General features: G+C 68.3%; 17 protein-coding genes. 13 read left to right on the top strand and 4 right to left on the bottom strand.

The window, feature by feature from the left end:
- Positions 1-2: 2 nt before the first annotated feature.
- From WPS_RS08970 to WPS_RS08920, 11 genes are all read left to right on the top strand, one after another.
- On the top strand, positions 3-290 hold the full coding sequence (locus WPS_RS08970; RefSeq protein WP_317997463.1) for a HypC/HybG/HupF family hydrogenase formation chaperone: 288 nt from the start codon (positions 3-5) through the stop codon (positions 288-290).
- Positions 287-1,399 (top strand): hydrogenase formation protein HypD, encoded by a 1,113-nt coding sequence (gene hypD, locus WPS_RS08965; protein WP_317997462.1) that lies wholly within the window; start codon positions 287-289, stop codon positions 1,397-1,399. Before WPS_RS08970 ends, hypD begins: the two co-directional genes overlap by 4 nt.
- A 62-nt stretch (positions 1,400-1,461) precedes the next feature.
- Complete coding sequence (gene hypE / locus WPS_RS08960; protein WP_405054946.1) at positions 1,462-2,454, top strand: hydrogenase expression/formation protein HypE; 993 nt, start codon at positions 1,462-1,464, stop codon at positions 2,452-2,454.
- Entirely contained in the window at positions 2,448-3,641 is a 1,194-nt protein-coding gene (locus WPS_RS08955; protein WP_317997460.1) for an SIS domain-containing protein, read from the top strand. The genes hypE and WPS_RS08955 overlap by 7 nt, the downstream gene beginning before the upstream one ends.
- Positions 3,631-3,864 (top strand): glutaredoxin domain-containing protein, encoded by a 234-nt coding sequence (locus WPS_RS08950; RefSeq protein WP_317997459.1) that lies wholly within the window; start codon positions 3,631-3,633, stop codon positions 3,862-3,864. The genes WPS_RS08955 and WPS_RS08950 overlap by 11 nt, the downstream gene beginning before the upstream one ends.
- A gap of 5 nt (positions 3,865-3,869) precedes the next feature.
- Positions 3,870-6,110, top strand: a complete 2,241-nt coding sequence (gene hypF, locus WPS_RS08945; RefSeq protein ID WP_317997458.1) for a carbamoyltransferase HypF — start codon at positions 3,870-3,872, stop codon at positions 6,108-6,110.
- 35 nt (positions 6,111-6,145) lie between these two features.
- The gene (locus WPS_RS08940; RefSeq protein WP_317997457.1) at positions 6,146-7,735 is read left to right on the top strand and encodes a HoxN/HupN/NixA family nickel/cobalt transporter; all 1,590 of its coding nucleotides are present in this window, start codon (positions 6,146-6,148) and stop codon (positions 7,733-7,735) included.
- Positions 7,732-8,541, top strand: a complete 810-nt coding sequence (locus tag WPS_RS08935) for a HoxN/HupN/NixA family nickel/cobalt transporter (protein WP_317997456.1) — start codon at positions 7,732-7,734, stop codon at positions 8,539-8,541. Before WPS_RS08940 ends, WPS_RS08935 begins: the two co-directional genes overlap by 4 nt.
- Positions 8,542-8,677: 136 nt before the next feature.
- Complete coding sequence (locus tag WPS_RS08930) at positions 8,678-9,544, top strand: DUF4331 family protein (protein WP_317997455.1); 867 nt, start codon at positions 8,678-8,680, stop codon at positions 9,542-9,544.
- Between the two features lie 13 nt (positions 9,545-9,557).
- Entirely contained in the window at positions 9,558-10,199 is a 642-nt protein-coding gene (locus WPS_RS08925; protein WP_317997454.1) for a DUF4331 family protein, read from the top strand.
- A gap of 20 nt (positions 10,200-10,219) precedes the next feature.
- Positions 10,220-11,575 carry a tetratricopeptide repeat protein gene (locus WPS_RS08920; RefSeq protein ID WP_317997453.1) on the top strand — a complete coding sequence of 452 codons (1,356 nt, stop codon included), beginning with the start codon at positions 10,220-10,222 and terminating at the stop codon, positions 11,573-11,575.
- Here the strand turns inward: WPS_RS08920 and WPS_RS08915 are convergent.
- A complete protein-coding gene (locus tag WPS_RS08915; RefSeq protein ID WP_317997452.1) occupies positions 11,567-12,337 on the bottom strand; it encodes an enoyl-CoA hydratase in 771 nt (256 codons plus the stop codon). The two genes, WPS_RS08920 and WPS_RS08915, sit on opposite strands and share 9 nt — an antisense overlap.
- Positions 12,334-13,533: a CaiB/BaiF CoA transferase family protein gene (locus WPS_RS08910; protein WP_317997451.1), complete on the bottom strand. Its 1,200-nt coding sequence runs from the start codon at positions 13,531-13,533 to the stop codon at positions 12,334-12,336. Before WPS_RS08910 ends, WPS_RS08915 begins: the two co-directional genes overlap by 4 nt.
- Before the next feature lie 68 nt (positions 13,534-13,601).
- Between WPS_RS08910 and dctP the strand changes: the two genes are divergently transcribed.
- Positions 13,602-14,024 (top strand): TRAP transporter substrate-binding protein DctP, encoded by a 423-nt coding sequence (dctP, locus tag WPS_RS08905; RefSeq protein ID WP_317997450.1) that lies wholly within the window; start codon positions 13,602-13,604, stop codon positions 14,022-14,024.
- Positions 14,025-14,045: 21 nt separating this feature from the next.
- On the opposite strand, the gene WPS_RS08900 is transcribed toward dctP, so the two are convergent.
- Both WPS_RS08900 and WPS_RS08895 read right to left on the bottom strand, forming a co-directional pair.
- Positions 14,046-15,050: an IS3 family transposase gene (locus WPS_RS08900; protein ID WP_317994493.1), complete on the bottom strand. Its 1,005-nt coding sequence runs from the start codon at positions 15,048-15,050 to the stop codon at positions 14,046-14,048.
- Complete coding sequence (locus WPS_RS08895) at positions 15,047-15,466, bottom strand: transposase (protein WP_317994494.1); 420 nt, start codon at positions 15,464-15,466, stop codon at positions 15,047-15,049. Before WPS_RS08895 ends, WPS_RS08900 begins: the two co-directional genes overlap by 4 nt.
- Positions 15,467-15,636: 170 nt before the next feature.
- On the opposite strand from WPS_RS08895, the gene WPS_RS08890 reads away from it, so the two are divergent.
- A complete protein-coding gene (locus WPS_RS08890) occupies positions 15,637-16,242 on the top strand; it encodes a TRAP transporter substrate-binding protein (RefSeq protein ID WP_317997522.1) in 606 nt (201 codons plus the stop codon).
- Positions 16,243-16,303 lie beyond the last annotated feature (61 nt).

Below are 16,303 nucleotides of genomic sequence, written 5' to 3'. Positions count from 1 at the left end.
CGATGTGCCTTGCGATCCCGGGTCAGATCGTCGCGTTCGACGACGCCCAGCCGCTGCTGGCGAGGGTCGACGTTGGCGGCGTGCGGCGCAACGTCAACGTCGGGCTGCTGGCCGACGATCCGCTGATCGCGGGCGATTGGATCTTGATCCACGTCGGGTTTGCGCTGAGCAAGATCTCGGCGGAACAGGCGCACGACCAGTTGCGGATGCTGCAGGCGATGGGCGAAGACGCGCTCGCCATCGAAGAGATCCGGGGGTACACCTTCGCCGACGGAGGCGAACGACGATGAAGTACGTCGACGAGTTCCGCGACCCGCAGCTGATCGGGGGGGTCGCACGCGAGATCGCGCGCAGCGTCGATCCGCACCGGCACTATCGCATCATGGAGGTCTGCGGCGGGCACACCCGCGCGATCTACCGGCACGGGCTGCGCGACGTGCTGCCCGAGAACATCGAACTCGTGCACGGTCCGGGGTGCCCGGTCTGCGTCCTCCCGACCGGGCGCGTCGACGACGGTCTTGCGATCGCGCAGCGCGACGACACGATCCTGACGTGCTTCGGCGACATGCTGCGGGTCCCCGGAACGCACGGGACGCCGCTCGAACTCAAGGCGCGCGGCGCCGACATCCGCATGGTCTACTCGCCTCTCGACGCGCTTCGGATCGCGCAGGACAACCCGGCGAAGCACGTGTGCTTCTTCGCGATCGGCTTCGAGACGACCGCGCCGTCGACGGCCCTCACCCTTCTGCGCGCGCGGACGCTCGGCGTGCGCAACTTCTCCGTGTTTTGCAACCACGTCACGATCGTGCCGGGGATGCGCGCGATCCTCGATTCTCCCGACATGCGCATCGACGGCTTCGTCGGACCGGGACACGTCGCGACGGTGATCGGCTGCCGCCCGTTCGAGTTCGTCGCGCGCGACTACGGCAAGCCCGTCGTCGTCGCCGGCTTCGAGCCGCTCGACATCCTCGAAGCGATCCTGTTGATCGTGCGTCAGCTCCACGCGGGCGAGGCGCGGGTGGAAAACCAGTACCGCCGGATCGTTCTCTGGGAGGGGAATCTCGCGGCGCTCCGCGCGATGGCGTCGGCATTCGAGTTGCGTCCGTTTTTCGAGTGGCGCGGGCTCGGCTTCATCTCGCAGTCGGCGCTCAAGCTAGCGCCGGCGTTCGCCGACTTCGACGCCGAGGTGCGCTTCAGGGTCCCGGGCGTCCGCGTCACGGATCCGAAAGCCGCCCAGTGCGGCGAAGTGCTCAAAGGCGTACTCCAGCCGGCGCATTGCAAACTGTTCGGGACCCAGTGCAACCCCGAACACCCCGTCGGCGCGCTGATGGTCTCGAGCGAAGGCGCCTGCGCGGCGTACTATCGGTACGTCCATCGGGGCGAACCGGTGACGGCGTGAGCGGCGGCGTCGTCGCCGATCCCGCGCCGCCGCGGATTCGCTTCACCGACGAGCGCATCGAGATGGCGCACGGCGCCGGCGGCAAAGCCTCGCGGCGCCTGGTCGAAGGCCTGATCGCGCCGCTCTTCGCGAACGAGACGCTGGCGCCGCTGGCGGACGCGGCGATCTTCCCCGTCGCGGCCTGCCGGATCGCGACCACCGCCGACGCCTTCGTCGTGAAGCCGCTGCGCTTCGCGGGCGGCTCGATCGGCGAGCTGTGCATCAACGGCACGCTCAACGATCTCGCCGTCTCGGGTGCGTGCCCGCGGACGATCATGGTCTCGCTGATCCTCGAAGCCGGACTCGAAACGGCGACCCTGCGGGCCGAACTCGAGGCGATGGCGGCGGCCGCCGCGCGGGCCGGTGTCGCGATCGCCGGCGGCGACACGAAGGTCGTCGAGCACGGCGCCTGCGACCGGATGTTCGTGACGACCTTCGGCGTCGGCGTGGTCGACGAGCGCCTGAGGCTCGGCGCGCAGCACGTGCGCAAAGGCGACCGCGTCTTGCTGAGCGGGCCGATCGGCGACCACGGAATCACCATTCTGCTCGCGCGCGGCGAGCTCGAACTCGAGGCCGATTTGCGATCCGACACGCGCAGCGTCTGGCCGATGGTGCGGGCACTGCTCGACGCCGTACCCGACGGCGTGCGCTGGATGCGCGATCCGACCCGAGGCGGCGTCGCCACGGCGCTCAACGAACTCGCGCGTGACGCCGGCTGTGCAATCGCTCTGCACGAGGACGCGATCCCGCTGCGCAGCGAGGTGCGCGGAGCGTGCGAGATCCTCGGACTCGATCCGCTGCACATCGCGAACGAAGGGCAATTCCTCGCAGTTGTCGCCGAGCGCGACGCGCAGCGCGCACTCGAGGCGGTGCGCGCGGTCGCAGGCGGCGAGGACGCGGCGCTCGTCGGTACGGTGCAGAGCGAGCCGGCACGCGCGGTCGTCGGGATCACCGGCTACGGCGGGACGCGCATGATCGACATGCTCGTCGGCGATCCGCTGCCGCGCATATGCTGAACGACGCCGCGATCTCGCCGCGCGCCGCGGCGTGCGCCGCACGTCTGCGCGCGCGCAGCCCGCTCGCGCGCTCGTACTTCGCCCGCGAGGGAGCGCGCATCGCGCTCGCCGCGCGAGCGCTCGCGGAGCGTTTCACCTCCGGCGGACGGCTGTGCACGTTCGGCCGCGAAGCGTACGCGACCGACGCGGCTCACGTCTCGGTCGAGTTCGTTCATCCCGTCATCGTCGGAAAGCGCGCGTTGCCGGCCGCGGATCTGAGCGGAAGTTCGGAGAGCGGGATCAGCGCACGCATCCGGTCCGGCGACATCGCGATCGGCTTCGGGCCGCCTGAAGGCGATCCGGCGGTTCGACGCGCGCTGCGCCGGGCCCGGGATGCCGGCGCGCTCACGCTTGCGCTCTCCGGCGAACGCGATGATGCGGACTTCGCCTTCGCCTCGCCGAGCGCCGATCCGCACGTCCATCAGGAGCTCAACGAACTGCTCGGCCACACGCTGTACGAAAGCGTGCACGTGTTCCTCGAACGCCGCACGCTCGGTCACGACGTCGGTGCCTCCGCGTTCCTCTATCCGTACCTGGGAGTTGCGATGGTCGACGATGACGCCGCGCTGCTGAGCGACGTGGCGGCGTCGATCCACGCCAAGTCGCGCGACGCCGAGCGCTTGCGCGAGCAGCTTGCTGCGAACGCCGCCGCGATCGTCGCCGCGGCGGACGCGATCGCCGAGCGGATCGCCGCGGGCGCAACGATCCTGAGCTTGGGCAACGGCGGGTCGGCGACTGACGCCGACGATTTCGCGATCGACTGCGTCGAGCCGCCGCACGGCTGGCGCCCGGTGCGCGCGTTCTCGCTCGCGAACGAGCCGGCGATCGTCACGGCGATCGGCAACGACGTCGGGATGGAGACGATCTTTCTGCGGCAGATCATCGCGCAGGCCCGCGCCGGCGACATCGCGTTCGCGCTCTCGACGAGCGGCGGGTCGAAGAACGTCGTCGCGGCGTTGATCGAGGCGCGGCGGCGCGGGATGCTGACCGTCGCGCTCCTCGGATACGACGGCGGCGAGATCGTTCGCCGCGGCCTCGCGGATCACACGATCGTGGTGCGGTGCGACGACATCCCGCGGATCCAGGAAGCGCAGGCAGCGATCGTCCACGAGATCCGCCGCGTGCTCGCGCAAGCCGATGGCGCTTGAACTCTACGTGATGCGCGGGTGTCCGCATTGCGCGGATCTGCGCGAGGACCTTGCGTTCGACGGCCGCGATGTCATCGAGCACGACGTCGAGCGCGATCCCCAGGCCCGCGCGCGCCTGCACGCCCTGGTCGGACCCAACGCGCTCGTGCCGGTCCTAGTCGAGGACGGGCAGGTCGCGCAGATCGGCCGGCACGGGCGCGGCTGCGCGCTCGGACCGGGGTAATCGCATTGGCCGCGCGCAGCGCCGTCGACGTGTGCATCACCGGAGTCGTCCAGGGCGTCGGTTTCCGGCCGTTCGTGTTTCGCGCCGCGCAGGCGCACGGTATCGCCGGCTGGGTGCTCAACGACGACGGCGGCGTGCGCTTGCGCGCGGAAGGACCGCCTGACCTACTCGACGCGTTTCTGGCTGCGCTGCAGGCGGCGCCGCCGCCGGCAGCGCGGATCGTCTCGTTCGCGAGCAGTGCCGCGGCGCCGCAAGGGCTGGCGACGTTCGAGATCCGCGCGAGCGCGATGCGTGCGCGGCCGACGGCGCGCGTCTCGCCCGATCTGCCGATCTGCGCAGCGTGCCTGCGCGATCTCGCCGATCCCGCCGACCGCCGCCACGGGTATCCGTACGTCAATTGCACGGACTGCGGACCGCGCTACAGCATCGTGCTCTCGCTGCCGTACGACCGCCCGCGCACGACGATGCGAAGCTGGCCGATGTGCGAGGCGTGCCGGCGCGAATACGACGATCCCGGCGACCGCCGCTTCCATGCTCAGCCGACGGCGTGCACCGCCTGCGGGCCGCGGTATCGCCTCGAACTCGCCGACGGACGCGTCGCCGCCGACGATCCGGTCGACGCCGCCGCGGCGTTGTTGCGCGACGGAGCGATCGTCGCCGTGAAGGGGATCGGAGGCTATCACTTGGGCTGCGACGCGCGCGACGCGGGAGCGGTGTGCGCGCTGCGCGAGCGGAAGTTCCGCAAGGAGCGGCCGTTTGCCATCATGGCGCGCGATCTCGATGCGGCGCGCGAGCTCGTGATCCTCGACGCCAGCGCCGAAACGCTGCTGCGCGCGATCGAACGGCCGATCGTGCTGGCGCCGATGCGCGAACGGCTCGCCGGCGTCGCACCCGACAACGACGAGCTCGGCGTGATGCTGCCGTACGCGCCGCTGCACCATCTGCTCTTCGCGGCCGGCGCGCCGCGCGCCCTCGTGATGACGAGTGCGAACCGCTCGAGCGAGCCGATCGCGTACCGCAACGCCGACGCGCGCACGGCACTGGCTGGAATCGCCGATGCGTTCCTGATCGGCGAGCGGCCGATCGCGCGCCGGATCGACGACTCGATCGTGCGCGCCGGTGCGGCGGGCCCGGTCGTCCTGCGCCGTGCGCGCGGGTACGCACCGCGCGCGGTGGCGACGTTTCCGGACGCGACGCCGATCCTCGCCGTCGGCGGCGATCTCAAGAACGCGATCGCGCTGATTGTCGGCGGACAAGCCTTCGTGAGCCAGCACATCGGCGATCTCGACCACGCGCCGACCCGCGCCGCATTTGCCGCGACGATCGACGATCTGTGCGCGATGTACGGCGTCGAACGGAGCGGGCTGACGGTCGCACACGATCTGCATCCCGAGTACTACGCGGCCGAGTACGCGCGCGCACTCGGCGGGAGAGCGGTGGCGATTCAGCATCATCGCGCGCACATCGCCAGCGTCCTCGCGGAGCGCGCAGCGTGGGACGAGGACGTCGTCGGCTTCGCCTTTGACGGCACCGGTTACGGCGACGACGGGACGATCTGGGGCGGCGAGGTCTTCGCGGGCTCACTGCGCAGCGGGCTCGCCCGCGTCACGCATCTGCGCGCGATGACGCTGCCGGGCGGCGACGCCGCGGCGCGTTATCCGGTGCAGGCGGCGGCCGGCGCGCTCGCCGGAATCGCAGACGACATCGCGTTCGACCAGGCGCCGTTCGCCTTTCCGCCTCGCTTCGCTCAGGCGCGGGCCGTCGCGCGAAGCGGCCTGCGCGCGTACTCGACGAGTTCGATCGGACGGCTGTTCGACGCGGTCGCGGCGCTGTGCGGCTTCACTCGCGAGCAGACGTTCGAAGGTCAGGCGGCGATGTGGCTGGAGCACCTCGCGCGCCGCAGCCCGGCCGTCCCCGCCTATGCGTTCGCGCTGCGAGGAGGAACCTTCGACGGGGAGCCGGTCCTGCGCGCGATCGTCGCTGACCGGCTCGCGGGCCGCGACCCCGGCGCGATCGCGCGCGCGTTTCACGGCGCGGTCGCGGCCGCCGTGGTCGATCTCGCGGAGGCGCTCGACGCCCGGCGGGTGGTGGCATCCGGCGGCGTCTTTCAGAACGCGCTCCTCACCAGCGCGCTCGTCGAGGCATTCGGCGATCGCCTGTGGCTCAACCGCGACGTGCCGCCGAACGACGGCGGCCTCGCGCTGGGCCAGGCCGCGCTCGCGCACGCGGCTCAATCCGGCACGTGAGAACGACCGTTGAAAGGGGTAGAGCGCAGTTCGTCGTGAGGATCAGCATGCGTCGTTTCCTTCGCGTCGCCGCGATCGCCGTCGCTGCCGTGTTCGTTTGTGCGGGCGCGGCGTCGGCACACCCGCTGGGGAATTTCACCGTCAACCATCTTACGCGCATCACGGCGAAAGCCGGCGCCGTCACCGTGAAGTACGTCCTCGACGAAGCCGAGATCCCGACGTTCGCGCTCGACCGCTTGCTCGATCAGCACGGGGCGCCCACACACGCGGCCCTCCAGTTGTGGGCCGAGCGGCACGCCGCCGCGATCGTCCCGGACCTCAGGCTTGAAGCCGACGGACGCCCCGTCGCGCTCCGCCCCGAGCGCGTGACGGTCGAACAGCGAGCGGGCGCAGGCGGATTGCCGACGCTGTATTCCACGATGTCGTACCACGGTGCGGTGGCGGCGGGTTCGCATCGGCTGACGTTCCGCGACGCGACGGAAGAAGGGCGGCTGGGATGGCGTGACGTCGTGCTCGGCGATGCGCAGGAACCGACCGGAGAACTCCGTTCCTATCCGAGCGCGCTCTTAGGTTCTCCGCGCGCCGAGATCGCGGTGACCGCGACCCTGGCCGCCGACGGAACGCTCGCCGCGATCTCCGGTCGTCAGGATGACGCGACGCCGACGTCCACGGCGCCGCTGGCCCGCTCGAACGCGCTGTCCGACGTCCTCGCACGGGGTGCGGGAGATCCGTTCGTGGTTGTGGGCGCCTTGCTCTTGGCGATCGCTTTGGGTGCCCTGCATGCGCTCGAGCCGGGCCACGGGAAAACGCTGCTGGCCGTCTCCCTCGTCGGTGCGCGGGCGACGGCCCGACAGGCGTTCGTGCTCGCGACGGCGCTCACCGCCGCGCATACGGCCGGCGTGCTCGCGCTCGGTGTGCTGGTGCTCTTCGCGACGCAGTGGATCGTGCCCGAGCAAATCTACTCGTGGATCACACTGGGTTCAGGAGTTTTCATCGCCGTCCTTGGCGCGCGGGCGCTCGCGCGCGAGATCCGCCGGCGCTTGCCGTTTGCTCACGAACATCCGCACGCGCACCCGCACGCGCATCCTCACGCGCACGAACATGTGCATGCGCCAGATGCGGATCACCACCATCACGGCGATCCGGCGCACCGTCACGAGGATCTCGACGAACTCGCGCACGCGCGCGCGCACGCGATCCCCGGCACGGCTCCGCTGACGTTCCGGAGTGCAGCGATCGCGGCAGCAAGCGGAAATGTCGCACCGTGCCCGGCAGCGCTGGTCGTGCTGCTGGCCGCAATTTCACTGCATCAGGTCGCCTACGGTCTCGCGCTGATCGTCGCGTTCAGCATCGGACTCGCTGCCGTGCTCACCGTGCTGGGGATCGCGGTCGTGCGAAGCGCCGCGTGGCTCGTGAGTCGTCCGCGCTTCGATGCGGTGGCGCGCTTCGCGCCGCTGGTGACGGCGTTCGTGATCGCTGCCGTCGGCGCGGTCATGATCGGTCAGGGACTCGGACCGCAAGTAGGCGCTCCGGTTCCGGCGATCGCGGCATTGGTTCTCGCCGCCGCCGTCGGTTACGGCTTCGCGTGGCATCGTCATCCGGTTGCCGCGCAGGCATCGGCATGATCGGAGCGCTTGGAGTCAGCGCTTTCACGGTGTTCGTGCTCGGGCTTCGCCACGGCGCCGATCCCGATCACATCGCGGCGATCGACAACGTGACGCGGAACGCGTACGTGAAGACGCCGCTTTTAAGCCGCTTCGTCGGCACGCTCTTCGCGGGCGGACACTCCGTCATGGTCCTCTCGATCTCGGTGCTTGTCGGTTTGCTCGGCGCGCGGTTCGCCGCCCATGGAGCGTTGATCGAAACGATCGGCACCTGGGTGTCGATCGGCGTCCTGCTTGCAATTGCCGCGCTGAACGTGCGTACGCTCGTGCGCGGCGGCGAACGCATAGCGGGCGCGAAAACGCGCCTCTTGCCGAAGCGGCTGCGCGAGGGCTCGAGCGCGTTGCTGGCGTTGCCAATCGGACTCCTTTTCGGGTTCGGGTTCGAGACCTCCAGCCAGATCGCCGCATACGTTCTCGTCTTCGGCACCGCAGGTATCGGCGGGGCGCTTCTGGTCGGGGCGATGTTCTCCGCCGGGATGATCTGCACCGACACGCTCGACTCCGTGCTCGTCCATCGCTTGGTTTCCCACCGTTCGGCCCGTTTGCCCGCGGTGATGCGCGTCTGGATCGGTTCGGTCACGGGACTGGCGATCGCGGTCGCCGCCTACGAACTCGCCCAACAGCTCGGCTGGCGCTCCCCCGTTTCCGATCTGGTCGTAAGTCTGGTACTCGTGGCGGTCTTGCTCGCGGTATTTGCCGTCGTTTTCGTCGGGACGCGACGCGTCGCGGAGCCGCTGAGCGAGCAGATGGCGGCGGAAAAGGTGTGATTTACCCCTATCCTGGGCAATCCGGCCTCAGTTCACACTCGTCTTTAATGTAGACTACGTGGGAATCACGTCTCATTTGCATCCTGATCGCCCCGAGAGGAACCACCGCATGATCAACCGGCGGATTCTTGGTTCGTTGACGGTTCTGGCCGTCGCCGCGGCCGCCGTGCTCTACACCGCGCACCCGGTGCGGAGCTCCGACCACCAAGACACCTACAACCTCGCGACCCGTTCGAATACGTCGGCCGACATCACCGACGTCTTCGTGTTTCCATCCCCGACCAACGCGAACAACGTCGTGTTCGTCATGGACGTTTCGCCGCTCATCCCCGCCGGGATGGGGACGTCGAAATTCTTCGATCCCACGCTGATGTGGCAGTTCAAGATCGCGCACGGCACCGGCGCGTCGCCGGAAGATCAAGTGATCCAGTTCGGCGCGAACGGGACCGGCGCCTCGCAGACGCTGACGCTGTACGGTCCGGCGAAGCCCAATGAAGTGGGGACAGCGAACACATTCGTTACCCCGGGCGGCACGTTCAACTACAACACGGCGACGCAACTCGCGAACGGCATCAAGGTCTTTGCCGGTCCGCGCGCCGATCCGTTCTACCTCGACCTCTTCGCCCTGTTCTCGTTCCTCGGTGACCGCAACTACGCCACGCACTCCTCGCAGACCGATCCCGGTCCGGCGGCGAGCGGACCGCTTTTCAACGGCGACAACGCCGGCGCCGCGGCCGCGTTTGCTCCGGCGTACGATAAGTCCGCGAACCCGGCGCAGCCGACGTTCAACGGCTTCAAAGCGGGGACGACCGCGGGCGCCGGTTCGGCGCTGGGCAACTACGCCTGCAGCACGAACGCACCGCAGAACACGCTGACGGATCTCGGCGGCGGCTTCAACGTCCTGGCGTTCGTGGTCGAAGTGCCGCGTTCACTGCTGACGACGGGATATTCCAGTTCCACCATCCACGTGTGGGCGACGACGAACTCGTCGACCGGATCATAGAGGTCGACAGCAGATGAAGAAGTCCATCGCCACACTCGCCGCTGCGGGCAGCCTCTGCGTCGCGCTCGCCGCGTGCAACGGCGGTTCGGTTACGCCGCCGCCGTTCAACACCGGACCGAACCCGTTCGCGTCGCCGCTCCCGTCGAACCCGACCGTATCGACCCAGTCGTACGTGCAGATAGAACTCCTCGCGCGTCCGGCGATCAAAGAGGTCTTCGAGAACTTCGTCGACCACAAGACGACGAACGCCGTCGAACCGTACGCCGGCGCGGCGGCCGATCCGCTGCCCAACGCGATCGTCAAGTTCGAAGACACCGTGCGTCCCCCGAATGCGGCACTCGGTACCGACTACGGCAAGACGCTGGCGTCGATTCTCTATCCCAACGAGTACACCGTCGACCTCTCGTCCACCGACAGCGCGTCGTATCTCGGCGTTGAGACCGGCGGCGCGACCGGCGGCAAGTTCGGCGGCCGCGATATCGGCGACGACGTCGTGAACATCTCGCTGGGCGCGCTGTTCGGCAAGACGCTGAGCGCGCTGAAGGTCGTACCCGACGACGGCGAAGAGAACAACTGCCTGAGCGCGGAAAACGTTAGTCAGAATCCGAGCCAGGCGAAGATCTCGTCCTTCCCGTACCTCTCCCCGCCGCACTGACGGGCGGTAGGCACCACGGCATGAACCGTTACTCGACGGCGCTCATGTGGTCCATCGCGGCGATCGCTCTGGGAGCGGTCGCCGCGTGGCCGTGGTACATCAATGCACGCCAAAACGCGGCGCGCGCCGCTGCGCTTCCGCGACCCGCACCGGTGACGGCCGACTACCGCGATCGCGACCGGACGATCGCGTTCTGGGAGCGCGCTGCCGACCAGCACCTGCGGGGCGATATGCTCAGCCCCGTGCAGTTGTCGGGACAGTACCTGCAGCGCTATCGCGAGCGCGCAGACATCGATGACGTCGTCCGCGCCGTGCACGCCGCGCAGCGTTCGCTGCGTGCGCAGCCTTACGGCAACGTGAACGCGGAGGTTGCGCTCGCGTCCGCATACGTCGCGCTGCACCGGTTCCGCGACGCGCTCGCGGTGACCAAACACCTGGGGCGGCTGCAGCCCGGCGATCCCGCGATGGCGATCCGCGAGGCGTCGATCGATCTCGAACTCGGCCGCTACGACGATGCTGCGCGCCTCGTCGCGCAGCTCCGCCGACTCGACGGAAGGCGCGGCGGGGATGACGTCCGCGTCGCCCTTGATACGCTGTTCGCACGCTACGACGAGCTCACCGGGCACCTCGCACGGGCGCGCGAACGTTTCGCGCGCACGGCCGCCGCGGTCGACGCGCGCTACGACGAGCCTGCGCAGCAGCGCGCCTGGTTCTGGTTCCGCGGCGGGGAGCTGGCGTTCGAAGCGGGCGAGAACGACGCGGCGGTCGCGGACGAACAGCGTGCGCTCGCGATCTTTCCGGACTACTCCGAAGCCAACCGGATGCTCGCGCGCGTCACCTGTGCGCTGCACCGTTGGCAAGCGTGCCTCGACGCGGCCAACGCCTCGGCGGCCGTCGTGCCGTATCCCGAGGTGCTAGGGTACGAGGTGGACGCGCAGCGCGCGCTCGGCGACGCCGCGGCCGCAGAGCGAACCGACGATCTGATCCGTACCGTCGAGCGCATCGGGAACGCCCAACACGTCTCCGACCGTCTACTGGCGATCTACTACGCGGAACATCGCGAGCGCCCAGACGACGCATACCGAATCGCACGCGCCGACCTTGCCGTTCGCGACGACATCTTCACCGACGACACACTCGCCTGGGCGGCGGCGATGGACGGCAAATGGGACGAGGCGCGCGCGCGCAGCGTACGCGCGTTACGTCTGCGGACGGAGAACGCGCTGCTCGACTATCACGCCGGAATCATCGCCCTGCACTTCGGCGACCGTGCGACGGCGGCCGCACGACTCCAGCGCGCGCTCGCGCTGAACCCGTCGTTCCACCCCGCCTACGCCGACGACGCCCGCACCCGACTCGCCGCGCTCTCACCCTGAGCCGGTCCAGCGGGGCGCGCGTTTAGCGATGAAGGCGTCGACGCCCTCGGCGAAATCCGCGCTGCCGTAGGCGGCGCGGATCAGGTCGCCGTCGTCGGGGATCGGTACGGCGGCGCGCAGCCGGCGCATCCCCGCTTTCGTCAGCCGCAACGTCAGCGGCGCGAGCGCCGCGATCGTCTCGGCGCGTTCCGCCGCCCGCGCGTCGAGCTGCGCGTCGTCGACGAGTTCGTGAAAGAACCCGGTCCGCAGCGCCGACTCCGCATCGAGCAGCTCCGCGGTGACCAGCATCGCCTTCACCGCGTCGCTGCCGACGACGCCCGAGACGCGCATGATGTTGGCCAGCGAAAGCACGTTCCCGAGCGTGCGCGCGATCGGGACGCCGACGCGCGCGGAGCTCGCGCCGATGCGCACGTCGCAGGCCGCCGCGAGCGCGACCCCGCCGCCCGTGCACGCGCCGGCCACCGCGGCGACCACGGGAACGTCGAGCGCTTCCACCGCACCGATGACGGCGTCCATCCGCGCTTCGTACGCGACGCCGTCCTCGGCGGTGAAACCGCGAAATCCAGCAATGTCGGTCCCTGAAACGAACGCCTTCCCGCCCGCGCCCGCGATCACCAGCACGCGCAGTTCGCGGTCGTTGCGCAGTCTGCGCGCGATCGCGTGCAGCTCGTCCCACATCGCGAACGTCATCGCGTTGCGCGCCTGCGGTCGGTCGACGATCGCCCACGCGATGGCCGAGGTTCGGCGTTCGAGCCGGATCACGCCGGCACCGCGACGCCGCTGTGCGCCAGCGCGGCCGCGTCGTCATCGGAGACGCCAAGCTCCCGCAGCACCGCGGCGGTATCGACGCCGAGCCGCGGGCCGGCACGTTCGATGCGCACCGGCGTTGCGCTCATCCGCATCGGCGAACCGATTTGCCGCACGAGCCCGAGCGTCTCGTGCGGGACGTCCGTGAAGAAGCCGCGCTGCGCGAGGTGCGGATCGTTGAAGACGCGATCGAAGCGCCGGATCGGACCGCTCGGGATGCCGGCGTTGCTCAGCACGCGCGTCCAGTGTTCGACCGGGCGCGTCGTGGTGACCGCTTCGATCGCCGCGATCAGCTCCGCGCGATGCGCGAGGCGTGCTTCGTTCGTGTGAAAGCGTTCGTCGGCGTCGAGCCCTTCGAGCCCGAAGAGCGCACAGCAGCGGAGCCAGTGCGCCTGCGAGTTCGCACCGAAGGTGAACCAGCCGTCGGACGCGCGCACCGCTTGGTACGGTGCGATTGCCTGATGCGCCGAGCCCGTCGGCGACGCGACCGTCCCGGTTGCGAAATAGCGCCCGGCCTCCCAGACCGCGAACGAGACCGCCGACTCGAGCAGCGAGACGTCGATGAACTGACCGCGTCCGTCGCGATCGCGTGCACGCAGCGCCGCCAGCACGGCGATCGTCGCGTAGAGGGCGCAGGTGAGGTCCGCGATCGGAACGCCGACCTTGACCGGCGGCGCATCGGGCTCGCCGGTGATGCTCATCAGCCCCGACATCCCCTGCGCGATGATGTCGAGGCCCGCCATCTGCGCGTACGGACCCTCCTGGCCGAACCCTGTCGCGGCGAGGTAGATCAGCGCGGGCCGTTCCGCCGAGAGCGACGCATAGCCCAAGCCCAGCGAGTCCATCGTCCCCGGCCGCAGATTCTCGATCACGACGTCGGCGCGGTCGGCGAGACGGCGGAAGATCGTTTTGCCGGCGTCGGCTTTCAGGTCGAGCGCGACGCTGCGCTTGTTGCGATTCAGCCGCACGAAGTTCGAACTCTCGCCGTCGAGAAACGGCCCCGTCCCGCGCATGAGGTCGCCGCCGCGCGGGTTTTCGACCTTGACGACGTCGGCGCCGAGATCGGCGAGCTGCATTCCGCAGAACGGGACGGCCATAAAGTTGCCCACCTCGACGACGCGAACGCCGTGGAGCGGCGGCTGCGCGCTCATCCGGAGGAAATCTTCGCAGCGCCACGCTACTCCTGGCTCAAACTTCATCTTTTCACGGAGACGGCAGCATGATCGGCAAGTCATCACGCGGTGTCTTTCTCGCCTCGTCGGCGGCGGCGTTCGCCTCCGTCGGGATCGTCCGTTCGCCGGCCAAGGCCGCCGATTTCAGCGGAAAGGCCGGGACGAATCAGCCGGTCGATCATCCGCTGAGCGTCGCGATGAAAGACCTGTGGGACGCGGTGCGCAAGGAGACCGGCGGCAAAGTCGACGTCCAGGTCTTTCCGAATCAGCTCGGGGGCGACAGCCAGATGCTCCAGCAGCTGCGCGCGGGCGCGCTGCAGATCATGACGCTCGACGGCGGCATCCTGGAGTCGGTCGTCCCGATCGCCGCGATTCAGAGCGTCGGGTTCGCCTTCGCCGAACCGAAAATCGCGCACGCCGCGTTCGACGGGAAGCTGGGCGGAATCTGTCAAGGTGTTTGGTCCTGTTAGTCATCTGCTTTTTGTGAGCGCCTACACGGCGACCCCGTCGTGAGCGGGCGGATTTATCCACACCGCGGGCGGTAACACGATCCGCTTTGGCGATCCGCCGATGAATCGTTCCGGTTTGGCGCGGTAAGCCGCGAGCATCACGTCGTGTCTGGCGGCGAGCACGCGGTCCGCCTGGCCGTGATGCACCATTGCCGGCGTCAGCATCGCGATTCCGGAGTGCCGGTGCTCGTTGTTGTACCAGGTCATGAACTCACCAACGAAATCGTGCCCGTGCTCAAACGACCCAAATCGATCGGGGAATTCGGGATGGTACTTCAGCGTGCGGAACTGGGACTCCGAGAAGGGGTTATCGTCGCTAACGTGCGGACGGCTGTGCGAACGTACGACGCCGAGCTTGTCCATCAGGGCGCACACGGGTTGCGCCGTCATCTCCGCGCCGCGATCGGCGTGAACGATCGCGTGCCCGGGCTGGATGCCTTCACGTTCCAGCGTCTGCGCGATGAAGTGCCGTGCGAGTTCGGCGTTGGCCCGATGCACGAGCATCCAGCCGACGACAAACCGGCTGAAGATGTCGAGCATCACCAGCAGCGAGAACCACTCACCCGGGTGCGGGCCGCGCAGCTTCGTGATATCCCACGAGAAAACTTGACGCGGACCGGTGGCCACCAGTTCGGGCTTACGGTACTCCGGATGACGTGCAATACGGCGACGTTCGCGCACCTCCGCGTTTGCTCGCAGCAGGCGGTACATCGTGCTCACCGAGCACAGGTAGATACCTTCGTCCAGCAAGGTCGCGTGGATCGTCGCCGGCGCGCGATCGGCAAACCGCTCGCCATGCAGCACCGCGAGCACCTCAGCTTGCTCGTGTTCGCTCAGTGCTCTTCTCGAGCGCCGGCGCGAGATCACGGACGGAAGTCGTTCCGGCGTGCCGTTTAGGCGGCGCCGCAGCGTCGAGCGGCTGATGCCCGCTGCAGTGCACAACGCGCGCTGCGGAATCTCGTGGGCAAGTTCCAGCGCCGCACTCATTCTGCGTTCTCGTTCGTCTCGGGGCTCTCCAGATCGACGCCCAGGAGCCCCGCAAATTTTTTTTGGATATCGTTTATGAGCTCGGCGCGCGCCAACTGGCGACGGAGTTTCCGGTTTTCCCGCTCGAGTTCTTTGAGCCGCTGCGCAACCTCGTCGGCTTGCATTTTGGCTTTTGCACGTTGGCGCACCGCACCTGGATCGAGGTCGCCTTGATCGCGCTGCCTTCGCCAGGCATAGAGCTGCGATGAGTAAATACCTTCGCGCCGGAGAAACGCTCCGATCGTGCCGGCTGGACGCGCATCAGCCTCGCGCACGATGCGCAGCTTCTCGGCGGCGGAGAACCGACGTCGCTGAGGTTTTTGGGGTGAACTGGTTGCCTTGATTTCCGTTGAAACGGTTCCGTTCGAGGACTGCATCTGTTGCAGGACTTTCTCGCCCCCGCGTGCTTTGCATCGTTCCGGATGTTTTCCACAGTATCCCCGTTATCCACAGCTCTGCTGCTGCGACGAACGTTGTACAAAAAACTCCCTATGCTACCGGTACCACTCTATCTTGACACGGGGGGGGCGCCTACGTCCGCGACGAGATCTCGAAGAAAGACATCCACCCATTCGAAAAGATCTGGGAGAACGGGATGCGCCAGATCACCTCCGGCGGGAAACCCGTGCACAATCTCGCCGACCTCTCCGGGATGAAGATCCGCACGCCGAACAGCCGCTTCGCCCTGGACCTCTTCAAGTCGCTCGGCGCCGCGCCCGTCGCGATGAACTTCAGCGAGCTCTATACGTCGCTGCAGACGCACGTCGTCGATGGTCAGGAAAACCCGCTCGCGAACATCGAGTTCGCGCGCTTCTTCGAAGTGCAGAAGTACCTCAGCCTGAGCTCCCACATGTGGGGCGGGTACTGGCTGCTCGCCAACGGCGACTGGTGGAAGGCAATCCCGACGAACTTGCAAGACGTCGTCTCGCGTAACGCCGTCAAGGTCGCCGAGCGTCAGCGCTCCGACATTCAAAAGCTCAATGACTCTCTCGTCGTGAAGCTCAAGAGCCAAGGGATGACCGTGAACGAGGTCGCCGCCGCCGATCGCGCCGCGATGAAGGCAAAGCTCGCCGACTACTACGCGCGCTGGAAGAAAGAGTTCGGCGACACCGCATGGGGCCTCATGGAAGGCTATACCGGGAAGCTCGGCTAGAACGGACGCTACCCCACCCCCGGTGTGGTAGACACCGGGGGTGGGGGTGTGGTAATGTGCG

The organism is Vulcanimicrobium alpinum, from assembly GCF_027923555.1.
Taxonomy (GTDB): Bacteria; Vulcanimicrobiota; Vulcanimicrobiia; order Vulcanimicrobiales; family Vulcanimicrobiaceae; genus Vulcanimicrobium; species Vulcanimicrobium alpinum.
The sequence above is the reverse complement of the archived record's forward strand: the minus strand, read 5'-3'. Positions and strand labels throughout refer to the sequence as shown.